17 protein-coding genes are annotated in these 14,202 nt (G+C 71.1%); 7 read left to right on the top strand and 10 right to left on the bottom strand.

All coding sequences use genetic code 11. The features are described from left to right. Positions 1–56 precede the first annotated feature (56 nt). From H293_RS51175 to H293_RS0141565, 3 genes are read right to left on the bottom strand one after another with little or no spacing between them, the layout of a single operon-like run. A complete protein-coding gene (locus tag H293_RS51175) occupies positions 57–878 on the bottom strand; it encodes an acetate and sugar kinases/Hsc70/actin family protein (protein ID WP_020123686.1) in 822 nt (273 codons plus the stop codon). Next, positions 875–1,249 (bottom strand): TraR/DksA family transcriptional regulator, encoded by a 375-nt coding sequence (locus H293_RS0141570; RefSeq protein WP_028808660.1) that lies wholly within the window; start codon positions 1,247–1,249, stop codon positions 875–877. The genes H293_RS51175 and H293_RS0141570 overlap by 4 nt, the downstream gene beginning before the upstream one ends. 46 nt (positions 1,250–1,295) lie before the next feature. Then, on the bottom strand, positions 1,296–1,622 hold the full coding sequence (locus H293_RS0141565; RefSeq protein ID WP_020123684.1) for a TraR/DksA family transcriptional regulator: 327 nt from the start codon (positions 1,620–1,622) through the stop codon (positions 1,296–1,298). A 337-nt stretch (positions 1,623–1,959) separates the two neighbouring features. Between H293_RS0141565 and H293_RS0141560 the strand changes: the two genes are divergently transcribed. From H293_RS0141560 to secD, 3 genes are all read left to right on the top strand, one after another. Then, a complete protein-coding gene (locus tag H293_RS0141560; RefSeq protein ID WP_020123683.1) occupies positions 1,960–2,910 on the top strand; it encodes a HAMP domain-containing sensor histidine kinase in 951 nt (316 codons plus the stop codon). After that, positions 2,907–3,572, top strand: coding sequence for a response regulator (locus tag H293_RS0141555; RefSeq protein ID WP_020123682.1), 666 nt, complete (start codon positions 2,907–2,909; stop codon positions 3,570–3,572). The genes H293_RS0141560 and H293_RS0141555 overlap by 4 nt, the downstream gene beginning before the upstream one ends. A gap of 560 nt (positions 3,573–4,132) precedes the next feature. Then, the gene (secD, locus tag H293_RS0141545) at positions 4,133–6,346 is read left to right on the top strand and encodes a protein translocase subunit SecD (protein WP_078612838.1); all 2,214 of its coding nucleotides are present in this window, start codon (positions 4,133–4,135) and stop codon (positions 6,344–6,346) included. 31 nt (positions 6,347–6,377) lie between these two features. Here secD and H293_RS0141540 read toward each other — a convergent pair whose 3' ends face one another. Continuing rightward, on the bottom strand, positions 6,378–7,058 hold the full coding sequence (locus H293_RS0141540; protein ID WP_028808657.1) for a helix-turn-helix transcriptional regulator: 681 nt from the start codon (positions 7,056–7,058) through the stop codon (positions 6,378–6,380). A gap of 85 nt (positions 7,059–7,143) precedes the next feature. Between H293_RS0141540 and H293_RS0141535 the strand changes: the two genes are divergently transcribed. After that, entirely contained in the window at positions 7,144–7,581 is a 438-nt protein-coding gene (locus tag H293_RS0141535) for a DoxX family membrane protein (protein WP_020123679.1), read from the top strand. A 312-nt stretch (positions 7,582–7,893) separates the two neighbouring features. Here H293_RS0141535 and H293_RS0141530 read toward each other — a convergent pair whose 3' ends face one another. Continuing rightward, complete coding sequence (locus H293_RS0141530) at positions 7,894–8,472, bottom strand: TetR/AcrR family transcriptional regulator (RefSeq protein ID WP_020123678.1); 579 nt, start codon at positions 8,470–8,472, stop codon at positions 7,894–7,896. A 90-nt stretch (positions 8,473–8,562) separates the two neighbouring features. Here H293_RS0141530 and H293_RS0141525 point away from each other — a divergent pair, with 90 nt between their 5' ends. Then, entirely contained in the window at positions 8,563–9,009 is a 447-nt protein-coding gene (locus H293_RS0141525; protein ID WP_020123677.1) for an anthrone oxygenase family protein, read from the top strand. 131 nt (positions 9,010–9,140) lie between these two features. Beyond that, positions 9,141–9,566, top strand: a complete 426-nt coding sequence (locus H293_RS0141520; RefSeq protein WP_020123676.1) for a DUF4267 domain-containing protein — start codon at positions 9,141–9,143, stop codon at positions 9,564–9,566. Between the two features lie 526 nt (positions 9,567–10,092). On the opposite strand, the gene H293_RS0141515 is transcribed toward H293_RS0141520, so the two are convergent. The 3 genes from H293_RS0141515 to H293_RS59440 form a co-directional block, all read right to left on the bottom strand. Next, positions 10,093–11,031, bottom strand: a complete 939-nt coding sequence (locus tag H293_RS0141515) for a hypothetical protein (RefSeq protein ID WP_020123675.1) — start codon at positions 11,029–11,031, stop codon at positions 10,093–10,095. After that, the gene (locus H293_RS58715) at positions 11,031–11,198 is read right to left on the bottom strand and encodes a hypothetical protein (protein WP_020123674.1); all 168 of its coding nucleotides are present in this window, start codon (positions 11,196–11,198) and stop codon (positions 11,031–11,033) included. Before H293_RS58715 ends, H293_RS0141515 begins: the two co-directional genes overlap by 1 nt. 269 nt (positions 11,199–11,467) lie before the next feature. Beyond that, a complete protein-coding gene (locus H293_RS59440; protein ID WP_020123673.1) occupies positions 11,468–11,893 on the bottom strand; it encodes a hypothetical protein in 426 nt (141 codons plus the stop codon). Positions 11,894–11,970: 77 nt separating this feature from the next. Between H293_RS59440 and H293_RS59435 the strand changes: the two genes are divergently transcribed. Beyond that, positions 11,971–12,285, top strand: coding sequence for a hypothetical protein (locus H293_RS59435; RefSeq protein ID WP_199790257.1), 315 nt, complete (start codon positions 11,971–11,973; stop codon positions 12,283–12,285). 71 nt (positions 12,286–12,356) lie between these two features. Here the strand turns inward: H293_RS59435 and H293_RS0141495 are convergent, their stop codons facing one another. Both H293_RS0141495 and H293_RS53210 read right to left on the bottom strand, forming a co-directional pair. Then, positions 12,357–12,953 carry a DinB family protein gene (locus H293_RS0141495; protein ID WP_020123671.1) on the bottom strand — a complete coding sequence of 199 codons (597 nt, stop codon included), beginning with the start codon at positions 12,951–12,953 and terminating at the stop codon, positions 12,357–12,359. Continuing rightward, the gene (locus tag H293_RS53210) at positions 12,950–13,840 is read right to left on the bottom strand and encodes an alpha/beta fold hydrolase (RefSeq protein ID WP_259294649.1); all 891 of its coding nucleotides are present in this window, start codon (positions 13,838–13,840) and stop codon (positions 12,950–12,952) included. The genes H293_RS0141495 and H293_RS53210 overlap by 4 nt, the downstream gene beginning before the upstream one ends. Positions 13,841–14,202: the final 362 nt, after the last annotated feature.

Below are 14,202 nucleotides of genomic sequence, written 5' to 3'. Positions count from 1 at the left end.
CTCTCCTTCCGTGTGAACGTGGGCACTTGCCGGGCGTGGGCGGGACCGGGCGGCGGCTAGCGGTGGTGCGCGGCGTCGGTGACGGCGAGGGCCGAGGGGTGGGCGTGGGCAGCCTGCAGGAGTCTCGCGGCGCCGCGGACGGCTGCGGTGTGCGGGGCGACGACGGGGTGGAGGGGAGCCTGCAGCCGGTCGGTGAGGCGGCCGGTGATGTCGGGCCGTAGAGCACCGCCGCCGGCGAGCAGTGGGCCCCGCCGGAGGGCGTCGAGCGTCTGGGAGGTGTGGTCCTGGTCCAGCATGCCGGTCACCATGGCGACGACCGCGTCGGTGATCCGCGCGGGTGGGGCGAGGCTGTCCAGGTCGCTGGTGCCCAGAGCGGCGCAGCGGGCGTCGGTCACCGCGCCGTCGGCCAGGAGTGTGACCTCGGTGAGGTGGGCGCCGATGTCCACGACGAGCAGGGGGCGGCCCAGGTCGGCGCCTGCGGCCACGGCCACGGCACGCGCGGTGGGGACGGTCAGTACGCTGCGCGGGCGCAGGACCTCGACCGCCGTGCGGGCTTCGGCCCGAAAGGCGATGCCGCCCAGTACGGGAGTGGTCAGGATGACCAGAGGACGGCCGGCACGGGGCGGGCGGTGACCGAGCAGCCGGTCGAGCATCCGGGCGGTTCCGGGGGTGTCGACGATCGCTCCGCGCTGAATGGGGCAGGTGGCGCTGTCGCCCGGCAGGGTGACCGTGGGCACGTCGAGGATCGTTCGCCGCCCGGACGTCCAGGCACGGGTGCGGGCGCTGCCCAGGTCGAGGGCGATGCCGGAGCATCGTCGGCACCAGGGCCACGAACGGTGCCGGGCGGCCGCCACGGGACGGTGGGACGGGGTGGTCATCGGCCGGCCTCCCTGACCAGTCGGCATCGCGTGCAGTAGCGGGCTTGCGGCACGATCATGAGCAGTTCGCGGGCGATGGGTCCGCGGCACAGGTGGCACGTGCCGTACCGGCCCTGGTCCATGCGTCGGAGGGCGGCTTCCACGTCGGTCAGGACCAGGCGGGCGGAGGCGGCGAGCTTGTCGCGCACCTCGAGTTGGGAGGCCGCCGGTCGGGCGCTCGGGGTGCCGACGCGGGATGTGACGGCGGCCGAGAGCTGGTGAAGTTGTTCCCGGCGGAACAGGCGTTGCTCGTGCAGGTTCTCGCGCAGTACGGCGAAGTCCTCGATCGACAGGGTCGTGTTGTGGTCGTCGATGGTCCGATGGTTCACCAAGTCACCCCCTGGGCAGGGCGGTTGAGAGAGGTCGAAGGGGCGCTTGTCAGGCGGCGTCGCGCTGGCAGGGAACGCAGTACGGCGTGTAGGGCAGGATTTCCAGGCGCTCGACGGGGATCGGCCTGGAGCAGGTGCGGCAGATGCCGTAGCTGCCGTCATGGACGCGCGCGAAGGCGGCCTCGACCTCGGTGAGGACGCGCCGGATGGTGTCTTTCTGCGTGGACATCACCTGTTCCTCCGCGTTCGGCCGGGCTTCGTCGATGGCCCGTAGCTGAGTGAGACGGGAGGCACGTTCCTCTTCGAGGCGCTGGAGGGCCTCGTGCGCCGTCAGCCGCTCACGACGGGCTTCGGCCTGGGGCGTATCGAGCGACATGGCGGTTCCTTCTTCCGGTGAGAGGTGGGGCGGGCGGGAGGCCGTCGAGGACGGGGGCGGGGTCGGTCTCGGCGGCCGGTCCATGTCTCCACCGTGGCCGCAACGGTCCGTAAAACCCATCGGGCGCGATACCCATCTACGGCGTGGCCCAGGGCCCATCGCGGCGTGGGCGGGGCAGGTCCGGGAAATGGGCATTGGAGCCCATCGACGACGGAACAGGCAGGGGGCAGGCTGGACAGCAGGCCGGTCTGAACCGGAGAACGCAGCTCACGCTCGGGGTGCGCGGTGACCGACAGCAGACGCACAGCCGCGTCCCACATGGAAAGGCGTCAACCCGGTGTCCCTGTTCTGGCGGATCTTCGCGCTCAACGCGGTCGTGCTGGGAAGCGCCACCGCGCTGCTGCTGTGGGCCCCGGTCACCGTCTCCGTGCCGGTGGTGCTGACCGAGGCGGTCATCCTGCTGGCGGGTCTGGTCGTCATGCTGGTCGCCAACGCGGCCCTGCTGCGGATCGGCCTGGCCCCGCTCGACCGGCTCACCCGGCTGATGACCACCGTCGATCTGCTGCGCCCCGGGCACCGGCTGCCGGAAGGGGGCCGCGGTGAGACCGCCGAACTGATCCGCACCTTCAACGCCATGCTGGAGCGCCTCGAGCACGAGCGGGCCTCCAGCAGCGCCCGCGCCCTGTTCGCGCAGGAAGCGGAAAGACGCCGTATCGCCCAGGAACTGCACGACGAGGTGGGCCAGAGCATGACCGCGATCCTGCTGTCACTGGAGCGAGCTGCCGACGAGGCGGACGAGCCGTTGCGCGGCGAGCTGAGGCAGGTGCAGGAGATCACCCGGGGGAGTCTGGACGAGGTGCGCCGTCTGGTACGTCGGCTGCGGCCGGGCGTGCTGGAGGACCTCGGACTGGTCAGCGCCCTGACCTCGCTGACCAGCGAGTTCGCCACCCATGTGGGACTGCGGGTGGTACGCCGCTTCGACAGCGGCCTGCCCGCGCTGGACCAGCAGACCGAACTGGTGCTGTACCGCGTCGCCCAGGAAGCCCTGACCAACGCGGCCCGCCATGCCGAGGCCGGCCAGGTCGAGGTGAGCCTGCACCACACCGGCGAGGCGGTGGTACTGGCCGTCTCCGACGACGGCCGCGGCACCGAAGCCGTCCGCGAGGGGGCGGGGATTCGCGGAATGCGCGAGCGGGCCCTGCTGATCGGAGCCACGCTGGACGTCACCTCCCGCCCCCAGGCCGGTACGGCGGTCCGGCTTGTCGTGCCCCTCAGGAAGCAGCCATGACCACGCCCTACACATCCGTGATCCGTGTCCTCCTCGCCGACGACCACGCGCTGGTACGGCGTGGCGTGCGGCTCATCCTCGACCGGGAACCGGACCTCGACGTCGTCGCCGAGGCGGGGGACGGGGCGGAGGCCATCGAACTGGCCCGCACCCACGAGGTCGACCTGGCGGTGATGGACATCGCCATGCCTCGGATGACGGGACTGCAGGCCACCCGCGAGCTCGTCGCGCTGAAGCCGGGGGTGCGCGTACTGATGCTGACGATGCACGACAACGAGCAGTACTTCTTCCAGGCGCTGAAGGCCGGAGCCAGCGGGTACGTGCTGAAGTCCGTGGCCGACCGCGACCTCGTGGCGGCCTGCAGGGCCGCGATGCGCGACGAACCCTTCCTGTACCCGGGCGCCGTCAGCGCGCTGATACGCAGCTACCTCGACCGGGTCCGCAACGGCGAGGAGCCGCCCGAGCAGGTGCTGACCGCGCGCGAGGAGGAGGTCCTCAAACTCGTGGCCGAGGGCCACCCCTCCAAGGAGATCGCCGAGTTGCTCTTCATCAGCATCAAGACCGTCCACCGGCATCGGGAGAACCTGCTGCGCAAGCTCGGTCTGCGGGACCGGCTGGAGCTCACTCGCTATGCGATCCGCGCCGGCCTGGTCGAACCCTGAGCGCGCCGTCGCCGACAGGCTGCCACCGACAGGAAAGAGGGAGGGGATGGTCGCCGTGTCCCGCATGAGCGGCCGGGGTTCGGCTGCGCTGGCCGTCCTGCTCGCCGTCGTCGTCACGCTGCTCGGCCCGGCCGCCCTGGGCGATGAGCAAGCCCGTGCGGTCGGCGGCGCGGTGCTCGCGGCAGAGGCCCGGGCAGCGCACGGAGAGTCCCACGCGGAGGGCGTGGACTCCGCTGTTTCCACTGTCGCGGTGCGGGGCCAGCGAAGCCATGCGGATGTCACCGGCGAGCGCCATGCACCACCGGTCTCCGCCCAGGGCGCGTCGCCTCGCCCGGAGATCGGTTCGCTCGGGCCCGCGCCGCTCCCGGTCGCGGTGGAGGCCACCCCCGTATCCGACCATCCAGCACACCGGCATGGGGTACGTGCACCCCCCGCCTTCCGGCATCTGAGCCCTGTCCCTTTCCCTCTCGTTCCTTTCTCGACCGCAGCCCCTGTGCCGGCCGCGGTGTGCCTGCCGGAGGCCCGTTGTGACCCGATCCACGGTGACCCGATCCACGCGCATGAGAGGCGTGATCGCCCTGATCGCCGTTGCCCTGTCCCTGTACGTCGCCCTCACGGTGCCCGTGCACCTCGGACTCGATCTGCGGGGCGGCACCCAGATCGTGCTGGAAACCCGCCCGACCGCCACTGCCGACACCGACGGTGAGGCCACGGACCGCACCGTGGAGGTACTGCGCGGCCGCATCGACGCGCTCGGTGTCACCGAACCCACCATCGCCCGCTCCGGCAGCGACCGGATCATCGTCGAGCTGCCCGGCGTGCAGGACCCCAGGAAGGCGGCCGACGTGCTCGGCCGCACCGCCCAGCTCACCTTCCACCAGGTACTCGGTACGGCAGCCACCGCCGACGACAAGCCGAACCCACTGCCCAAGCGGCCCCGCGAGCAGGTCATGGCGGACGAGTCCGGGCACCTTCTGCGTCTTCGGGCGGCCGCGCTGACCGGCAAGGACGTCGAGAAGGCAGCCGCCCGCTTCGACCAGCAGGGCGGCGCGGGATGGCACGTCACCGTCGACTTCAGGGGATCAGGCGAAACGGGGTGGGCTCGTCTGACGGGCGAGGCCGCCTGCCACGCGGTCGGAGACCCGGGCCGCCGCGTCGCCATCGTCCTGGACGACAAGGTCATCTCCTCGCCGCAGGTCGCCCCGTCTGTCGCCTGCCGATCCGGCATCAGCGGGGGCTCCACCCAGATCACCGGGACCTTCGCCGACCGCGAAGCCAAAGAACTGGCCCTGCTCATCAACGGCGGTGCCCTTCCGGTTCCGGTCGAGACCGTCGAGCAGCGCACGGTCGGCCCGACGTTGGGAGCCGAAGCCATCAAGGCCAGCGCCTGGGCCGCAGCCATCGGCACGGCGGTGACCGCGCTGTTCATCATCGCCGTCTACCGACTTCTGGGCGCCCTGGCCACCGTGGCTCTGGCCTGCTACGGCCTCATCTCCTACGCGGCCCTCGCGGCCCTCGGCGCCACCCTCACCCTGCCCGGCCTCGCCGGCTTCGTGCTGGCCATCGGCATGGCGGTCGACGCCAACGTGCTCGTCTTCGAACGCGCCCGCGAGGAGTACGCCTCCGGTCACCGCCCCACCCCGCGATCATCCCTGACCTCCGGATTCCGCGGGGCCTTCAGCGCCATCGCCGACTCCAACATCACCACCCTCATCGCCGCCGGCCTGCTGTTCTTCCTCGCCTCCGGCCCGGTCCGCGGCTTCGGCGTCACGCTGGGGATCGGCGTCCTCGCCTCCATGCTGAGCGCCCTGGTCATCACCCGGGTCCTCGCCGAACACGCCGTCGGCCGCCCCGGTCTGCGGCGCCGCCCCCGCCTGACCGGCATCGCCCACTCCGGCGCCGTCCGCGAGCGCCTCGGCCGCACCAGCCCGAACCTGATGCGCCACCCGCGCCGGTGGCTGGCCGCCTCGGCCGCCGCTCTCGTCCTGGCCGCCTCCGGTATCGCCGTGCGCGGCCTGGACCTCGGCGTCGAGTTCACCGGTGGCCGCCTCATCGCCTATGCCACGGCCACCCCCGTCGACGCCGACCGGGCCCGCAGCGCGCTCGCCGACGCCGGATTCCCCCGGGCCGTCGTCCAGACTTCCGGCGCACACCAGCTCACCGTCCGTACCCCTCACCTGAGCAACGACCAAGCGGCGGTCATCACCGCCGCTGTCACCGACCTGGCGCCCGGGACTGAAAAGATCCGCGACGAGGCGATCGGCCCCAGCCTCGGCAAGGAGCTGCGCCACGGCGCCCTCATCGCCCTCGTCGTCGCCCTCGCCGCCCAGCTCGTCTATCTCACGGCACGTTTCCGCCGGCTGCTGGGAACCTCGGCGGTCGCCGCCCTCGCTCACGACGTCGTGATCCTCATCGGCGTCTTCGCCTGGCTGGGCAAACCCGTCGACGGCGTGTTCCTGGCTGCGCTGCTGACCGTCATCGGCTACTCCGTCAACGACTCCGTGGTCGTCTTCGACCGGATCAGGGAACTGGGCCGCCGCGCGAACAGGGGCGCCTTCGCCCGCGTCGCCAACCAGGCCCTCCTGCAGACCCTGCCCCGTACGGTCAACACCGGTATGGGCGCCGCGTTCATCCTCACCGCACTGGCCGTCCTCGGCGGCGACTCCCTGGCCGACTTCGCCCTCGCCCTCCTCATCGGCTGCGCGGTGGGCACGTACTCCTCGATGTTCACGGCCACCCCACTGGCCATCGAGCTGCACAAGCGTCGTACGTAGGTGCCGGTGCCGGTGCTGTGACGTAAGGCGATCAGGCGACGGGCTCCAGCCGGACGCAGCATCGGCCAGGGGAGGGTGACAGACAGGCCGTGTACGCGCGCTCGCCCAACCCGTGCAGGACACCACGGAGGAGGTGCAGATTCATGCCGCACACCGTCTCGGTGTGCTCACGCGCCAGGACGTGAAAGGGGCAGTTGCCCAGCACGATGGTGCCTGTCTCCTCGTGCCGCGGCTCGAACCCGTACCGCTCCAGCAGTTCGAAAAGGCTTACGCTCTCCGGCTCTTCCAGCCGCGCGCCGAGTTCTTCGGCCCTGCGGTGCAGCACCTCCCGCACCGGCGCGCCGGTTGCCGCGGATTCCTCCACCGCCTGGGCCAGGAGCCGCCCGGCGAGTTCGTAGCGCCGGTCCGGCAGGCTCACCGCGATCTGCTTACCCGAACGCCGGTACAGCTTGGCCGGTCTGCCCGCCCCCGGCCCCGTCCGCCCGCTGCGCCGTTCGTAGACCACGTCGAGCAGGGACTCGTCGGCGAGCCGGTCGAGATGGAACGCCACGGTCTGCCGGGCCAGGCCGAGTGCGGCGGCCGCGTCGTCGCGGCTGACGGGGCCGGGCTGGCGCACCACATGGTCGTACAGCCTCCTGCGGGTCGGCTCGTCCAAGGCGGCGATGGCGGAGACATCGGGGTCGCGTACTTCCTTCGGGGCGTCCACGAACACCAGTGTAAAACCCACGGCCATTGACTAAAGAAGGGATCGGGGCTTCTATAAGTGATGAAAGTTGTCACTAGAAGGAGAGGTCGTCATGTCCTCCGCAACCGCAAGCACCCCGCCCACCGCCGCCCCGCGGCGTGCGCAGCTCGCCGACCCCGGGTACCAGGCGTTCGTGATCCTGCGTACGGCGTTCACCGTGGCGCCGATCCTGTTCGGGCTGGACAAGTTCACCAACCTGCTCGTGGACTGGCCCGCGTACCTCGCGCCGTGGATCAACGACCTCGTTCCCGGCAGCGCTCAGGCGGCCATGTACGCCGTGGGCCTGATCGAAGTCGTCGCCGGAATCGCCGTGGCTTTCGCGCCCCGCTTCGGAGCCTGGCTGGTGGCCGGCTGGCTGGCCGGCATCATCGTCAACCTGCTGACCATCCCCGACTACTACGACATCGCGTTGCGCGACTTCGGCCTCCTGCTCGCCGCCGTCGCACTCGCCCGCCTCGCCGAGCGCTACCACGGCAGGCGGCAGCACTGAACGGGCGCGGCCCATGGTGAAGGACTCGGCGGGCGGGCTCTCACGGGGCTGCCCGCCGCCCCCGGTTTCGCGGTGGCGACCACGGAGGCGTCGACCATGCCCCAGGGGTCCTGGGTGAGGGGTGCGGCCGGGCACGACGTAGTCCGCTTCCGTCAGGGCGGAGCGCAGGGTCGTCGTACCGTGCGGGCCACAACTGCGTGAGCTGACACAGCTTCGCCGCCCGCACGCGCAGGGAGGACCGGCGCCCACCGGACTGACTCGGTGACCGCCCGCCTCGACGAGGGCGACGGGGGCGGAAGGCCGGCCGGTGTGTCAGAGCATGGCGAGCCGGTCCACCAGCAGCCTCACCCTCGGCTCGGTTTCCTGCGGCGGCAGCCGTCCCGCCCGGGTCAGGGTGGTCAACCCGTGGAGGCACGCCCAGAACGTCTCGGTGAACAGACCCGGGTCGACACCGTCCCCGGCGACCTCGCCGAGGCACTCCAGCAGCGCGGCGAAGGCGTCCTTGAGAGGTGCCGGGGTGTCCTCCTGGGCGTACGCCAGCCCGCCGTCGAGCTGGAAGATGGCGTCGTAGACCGCCGGGTTGCGTTGGGCGAAGTCGAGATAGGCGTGCGCGAGGGCGGCGACCCGCTCGCGTGGGCTATCCACGGCGGCGGTCGCGGCCCGCACCGCGACGGCCAACTCTGTGGCGCCCTGGAGGGCGACGGCGCCGATGATCTCGCGCTTGCCGCGGAAATGGCTGTAGAGAACGGGCTGGCTGTACTCGATGCGTTCGGCGAGCCGCCGTGTGGTGACGGCGTCCCAACCCTGCTGCTCAGCGAGTTCACGGGCCGTCGCCACGATGAGGCGTTCGCGCTCCGCCCGTTCCCGCTGCTTGCGTTCCTGTACCGACATGATTCGATCCTAGCACTGCTAGACAAAGGAGCGGCAGTAGTACTAGCGTTGCCTCATCGGCTAGCAACACTAGATTCCGAGAGGGTCGTCATGCTCAACGCACTCGAGGTCATCACCACCGTGGTCGTCGGCGTGATGGTGGGGGTGGAGTTCTCCGTCGCCTTCGTCATGAACCGGATACTCGACGCGCTCCCGGAGGACAGTGGCCAACTCGGCCACGCTCATGGGGGCCGGATGCTCGGCGCCGTGATGCCGGTCTGGTACATCGGCTCGCTCGTCCTTGTCGGCATCTGGGCTGTCGCCGGGTGGCACCACAACGGCACCGGCCTCGTCGTCACGGCCGGCGCGCTGCTGATCCTCAGCGTGGTCATGTCGGTTCTGCTGCTCGTTCCGATCAACAACCGGAACAGGACGTGGACCCCTGACAATCGGCCCGCCGACTGGAAGCAGCAGCTGAACCGCTGGGAGCGCTTCCACTACGTCCGCGTCGCCGTCATCATCGCCGCCTTCGCCCTGCTGGTCGCCGCCCTCGCCTGAGCCCAGGGGCTCAGCCGCCCCGGGGGTCCCGAACGGCCAAAGAGTTCCGGTCGCCGCTTATCCCCTGAGTGGGGGTCAGCGCGGCTCACCAAGCCCTATCAAGCTCACGAAGACTCGCAGGGAGACGAACCATGGCGCTGAAGAAGATCAACACCGTCCTGACCGCCGCCTTCATCCTCTTCATCCTCTGGTTCGGAGCGGAGTTCATCCTGAGCCCGGAGACTACGGCGCCGACCTTCGGCCTGCCGAGCTGGCCGTCCGGCGACGGTGGCGGCTTCCTTATCATCAAGGGAATCCGCGACGTCGTCCTGGCCCTGGTCCTGGGCATCCTGCTGGTGACGGGCCACCGCCGGGCGCTGGGCTGGGTGTTGCTGGTGGAGGCTCTCGCCGCCTACGGCGACATGACCACGGTGCTGGCCCACCACGGCTCAGTGGCCACCGCGTTCGGCGTCCACGGCCTGACCGCGACGCTGATGGTGGTCAGCGGCCTGCTGATGATGCGCGAGACCCGCGAGGGCGCGTCCGCTCCGGCGACGCCCGCCCCGCAGCCCGCCTGATCCCATCGGCCGGAGGTGGCCGGGCCCCGGCCGGGCCACCTCGGCGCGTGCCGGCGGTCGCGGGTCACCTGGTGGCGGCCCGGCGGGGCCAGGCCTCGCTTGGTCCGGGGCATCCGCGAGGCATCGACGAGAGACCGTCATCCTTCGTGTGATCGTGATGCGAACCGTCCTGGAGAAATGCGTGGCCGACGACTTTGCGCTCCGGCCGATCGGCGAGCACGAGTCGTGCGGCCACCTCGTTCTGGACGGGGAGTCGACTCCGGAGTCGGTCTCGACGGGCCACGGCTGGGTCGAGCTGTGCCGGGGTGCGCGTGGGCGGCAGTGCCCTGTCCCTGCGGACAGCTGCACCGACTCGCGCCGGCGATCCCGTACGGCTGGAGGGGGATCTGCCAGCGGGCGCACATGAGCGATGACGGCATGCCGAACCCGCGCCGGCCGCCGGGCTAGCCGATCGCCTGCGGCTCGGCGAGCGTTCGGGACACCAGATCCCGTCAACCAGAGCGAACCCGCGCGCTTCCGCCGACACCTAGCTCCTGCGTGAGGTCAGGCGCCTCACCTCCCGCTCAGCTTCGCGCGCTTCCTGTCGGGCCCGTGCGTGTGCGTCAGCGGCCGTATGGCTGCGTTCCTCAGCCTCCCGCTGTTCGCGATCGGCTCGCTGGAGTTCCCGCTGTGCCTGGTGCAGTTGCTGCTCGGCGGCGGACACCAGCTTCCGGGCCTGGTCGTGCCCGTCGCGCGCGTGCTGCCGTGCCGCTTCAGCCTCGGCCGCTTCCCTCCGGGCGTCCCGCAATCGCTGCGCGGCCTCTTCGGCCGCTGTCCGGGCGTGATCGAGCCGCTCCTCCCTTTGACGCCGCCGCTCGGCGAGTTCGTTCTTCGCCCGCGTTCGCGCCGACGGCTGCGGAGTCGTCTCCCGGCGTGGCTTGTGCGCGGGGCCGGTGGGCGGGGCGGTGCCGGGAAAGTCCGACGGCGGGGTGAGAGCGCCCTCCAGGCGGCCGCCTGCCCACTGGTCGGCCGCATCCTGATCAGTGAGCACGGCGCGCAAGGTGGATTCGACGTCCTGCCGGACCTGGTCCGACAGTCGGTGCCCGGCCTCCTGAGCAAGCTGCGCCGCCTGCCCGGACAAGGCAGCCACGATGCGCCGCCGTTGCTCGGACAGCTCGTTGATCCCTACGGCGTCCAGGGTGCGGTATGCCTCGCGCAAAGCCTGCCCCAGCTCCAGGAACTGCCGGCTCTCCTGCTGCTGGGATCGCAGCAGGAGGTTCGCGGCCCAGCCCGCCAGGGTGGGGCGGCGGGCCGCGTGGATCCGTCGGGCATCGTCGACCTGGTCGGCCGCTTTGGCCGCGGCGGCCAACTCCTCACGGCGGGCGACGAAGTCGGCGGGGGGCGTGGTGTAGAGCTCGTCGAGAACCGCTTCCACGTCGCGTTCCGCGCCGCTCTTCCCGCCCTTGCGCCTGCTCACGGCGGCCATCACTCCGGCCCGCCTTCGTGCCGTTCGCCCAGGTCCGAACCGGCGTTCCGCACAAGCAGCGTCCGGTCGTAGGGGGTGTGCGCGGTGCCGTAGCTCCGGTCCGCGATGCGCACCAGACGGCCGCCGGTCTCAGACGGCGGGTGGACGATCGCTCGACGCTCGGACACGGCACCAGCGTCGCCCGCGACGCGGGATCCCGCATCCCGGTCAGCACTCGGGCCAGCACCCGGGTCAAGCACCTGCGGAGGTGCGTCGGAGAAGCCCTCCCGCTCGACGATGTGTCGGCCAGGCGCTATCAGCCCCCCCACGCCCGCCGCGGGCACTCCCCGAAGGGGCGTTCTGGCTCGCCGCGTGCCACTGCATGAGGGTGACGTAGAGCCCGTCAGGACGCAGGACGTTCACCGTCTCGTGCCCGGGTTGGGTGCCGGTCGAGACATCAGCGCCTGTCGCCGCCCGAGGAGTGGTTCATGCCCGGACTCCCGCACCTGGCCGGTATCGCCGCGACCGTCGTCGCCCACTTCGACCTCGCCGCCGGGGAGGCACCCGAGAACATCGCGGTCGAGCCCGACGGCTCCGCCGACCTGACCTTCGCTTCGCCCGCCAGGTCGCCAACGTCACCCGGCGCGGAGACATCCGCAGACGCGTCACCCTGCCCGCCGTCGCGGACCCGAACACCCCCATCGTCCACGACGCGATCGTTCTCGGCATCGCCCGCGCCCACGACGGCACTCTCTGCGTCAACGACGCCACCGGTACCAGCGAGACCGGCATCCGGCGCATCGCCCCCGACGGCGGCAAGCCCCAGCAGATCGCAGAGCTGCCCGCGAACGGGCTGCCCAACGGCCTGGCCCTCGACGAGCACCGAGACGTGCTGTACGCGGCCGACTCGGTGCGGGGAATCGTCTGGCGCGTGCCCATGGCAGGAGGCGAGTGCACCGCGTGGCCACGGGGACGGCTCTCACCCCGCTGCCGTCCGGAACCGGCTTCGGCGCCGACGGCATCAAGGTCCACGACGACGCCGTATGGGTGTCCAACACCGACCGCGGGATGGTGCTGCGCATCCCCGTACGCCGAAACGGCTCCGCCGGCCCGATCGAGACCCGGGCGACAGGGCTCGGCGGTATCGACGACTTCGCGTTCACCTCACGCCACGGTGACACGGTCCTTGCCGCAGTCAACGCCGGACGGTCTACGTCCCCAACGCCTCGCACTTCGCCACCGAGCCGGACCGGAACCTGCTCCGGGCCTACCTGAACCATGGTTAGGGCCTGACCAGGTGCGACGGAAAGGGTAGGCCCGCGGCCCCACCAAGGCCACGGCCTGGATCAGCCGCCGACTTCCCGCGCCACGCGCTCCAGCCGGCTCCGATAGCCCGCCCACCAGGCCTGATCACCTGGCGGCAAGTCGCCCTTGCCCTGCGAACACCCGACGGATCCGTCGATGAGTTCCCGCACGATGTCCGCGTGGCCCGCGTGCCGCTGCGTATCGGAGATCACGCGTACCAGGATGTGGTGCAGTGTCGCCTCGCGACGTTCCTCCGGCCACCACGGCACGCGGCCGACCGCGTCCAGCGGCAGCATCGCGATCCTGCTGTCGGAGTGCTGCCACGCCAGGCGGTACAGCCCGACGATGTCTTCGCGTGACTCGTCTGCCGTGGCCCACATGTCCGCGTTGGGTTCCGCGTCTTGCGTGTACCACCAGGTCGGCGGTTGCTCGTCGAAGAACGGCCGCCCGAACGTGTCGCCGAAGTACCCCAGCTCCACGCTGGCGACATGTTTGACCAGCCCCAGCAGATTCGTTCCCGTGGGGGTGAGTGGGCGCCGGATGTCGTATTCGGAGAGTCCGTCGAGCTTCCAGACCAGGGCGTCTCGCGCTTCTTGCAGGTATCGAAGTAGGTCCGCTTTCGGGTTCGGTTCGATCATGCGGGCAGTCTTCCAGCCGGCACTGACACCGGGGAGTGGCCTCGGTCATGTGAGACTGAGCATCGCCTCGGTGACCTCGCCGACCGCCGCATCGGGAATTGCCGTGGCGGCCTCCTCAAGGACGAGCAGCCGTGCTCCGGGGATGTCGCGCGCGAGCGCTTCGCCGTTGCCGACGGGGAAGAACCGGTTGCGGCGGCCGTGGACGACGAGCGTGGGGACCGCGATCTCGGCAGGAGCTCGCGCCAGCGGGGTTTGCAGTCGAGGCCGGCGAACACCACGCCCAGCTGGTTGGCCATCTGGACCGGGGGCGCGGTGCCGGGCGTGCGGTCCCAGATGCGCGCAGCGGTGGCGGGCGCGGCGACGGGGTCGTCGCCGAGGATCTCCGCACCGGCGGCGACGAAGGCCGCGACCGCCTCACGATCGGTCCAATCCGGCATCGCACGCGCGAACAGCCGACCCATCGTCGCCTGGTCATGGTCGGGGAGGTCCTCGTCGACCGGGCCGGGCGCAACCGCGCGGGTGCCGACCAGGGTGAGCGCCGAGAACGCGTGCGGATGGTCGAGTACGGCCACCTGGACGACCATCCCGCCGACCCCGATCCCCGCAAGGTGCGCCGGCTCCCCGCCGAGCGCGTCAGCAAGGGTCGCCGCGTCGGTGGCCAGGTCGCGCAGGGTGCAGGCGGGCGCCATGGGATCCGTGGTCGTCGACTCCCCGCTGTCGCGCAGGTCGTAACGCACCACCCGATGCCCTCCGGCGGCGAGGCGCTCGCACAGTGCGTCGGGCCAGGAGAGCATCGCCGTCCCTCCCGCGAGCAGGACGAGGGGGGCGTCCTGGTCACCGAACGACTCGATGCCCAAGTCGATCCCATTGGCGTTGACAGTGGTCACCGGATCACCGCAAGAGGTCGTGGGCCGGATGCGTCGCGGTCGATGCCGAGAGCACGCTCCGCTGCATGAGCGTGTACGGCGCTCCACCGGTGACCAGTAGCGTTCCGGCGTCCATGACGCTGCGCGCGACGTGCGGCGTCGGAGCGTCGGCCGGTCAGGCTTACGTCGCCGAACCGACCGTGGCACACGCGGCCCGCGAGGATGAGGTCGAATTCCTTGCCGCTCTCCGACGCCGTCGCTTCGGCCCGCTTGTGCGCGGCTGTGACGAACGCTGGGTCGACGGGGGGCGTCCGCACTGAACCGGGCGCCGACCCCGTCACGACGGACGCGGTGTTGCCGACCGCGTGGGCGCCGCGGCCAGG

Source organism: Streptomyces canus 299MFChir4.1 (assembly GCF_000383615.1).
Taxonomy (GTDB): domain Bacteria; phylum Actinomycetota; class Actinomycetes; order Streptomycetales; family Streptomycetaceae; genus Streptomyces; species Streptomyces canus_C.
This window is presented reverse-complemented; position numbering and strand designations above follow the sequence as displayed.

Bases quoted from the DNA above. Each gene is read 5' to 3' on its own strand.
- H293_RS0141555 (WP_020123682.1), top strand. From the start codon at position 2,907: ATGACCACGCCCTACACATCCGTGATCCGTGTCCTCCTCGCCGACGAC.
- H293_RS0141520 (WP_020123676.1), top strand. From the start codon at position 9,141: ATGGCGCTGAAGAAGATCAACACCGTCCTGACCGCCGCCTTCATCCTC.
- H293_RS0141535 (WP_020123679.1), top strand. From the start codon at position 7,144: ATGTCCTCCGCAACCGCAAGCACCCCGCCCACCGCCGCCCCGCGGCGT.
- H293_RS0141565 (WP_020123684.1), bottom strand. From the start codon at position 1,622: ATGTCGCTCGATACGCCCCAGGCCGAAGCCCGTCGTGAGCGGCTGACG.
- H293_RS0141525 (WP_020123677.1), top strand. From the start codon at position 8,563: ATGCTCAACGCACTCGAGGTCATCACCACCGTGGTCGTCGGCGTGATG.
- H293_RS0141495 (WP_020123671.1), bottom strand. From the start codon at position 12,953: ATGATCGAACCGAACCCGAAAGCGGACCTACTTCGATACCTGCAAGAA.
- secD (WP_078612838.1), top strand. From the start codon at position 4,133: ATGAGAGGCGTGATCGCCCTGATCGCCGTTGCCCTGTCCCTGTACGTC.
- H293_RS0141530 (WP_020123678.1), bottom strand. From the start codon at position 8,472: ATGTCGGTACAGGAACGCAAGCAGCGGGAACGGGCGGAGCGCGAACGC.
- H293_RS0141515 (WP_020123675.1), bottom strand. From the start codon at position 11,031: ATGGCCGCCGTGAGCAGGCGCAAGGGCGGGAAGAGCGGCGCGGAACGC.
- H293_RS51175 (WP_020123686.1), bottom strand. From the start codon at position 878: ATGACCACCCCGTCCCACCGTCCCGTGGCGGCCGCCCGGCACCGTTCG.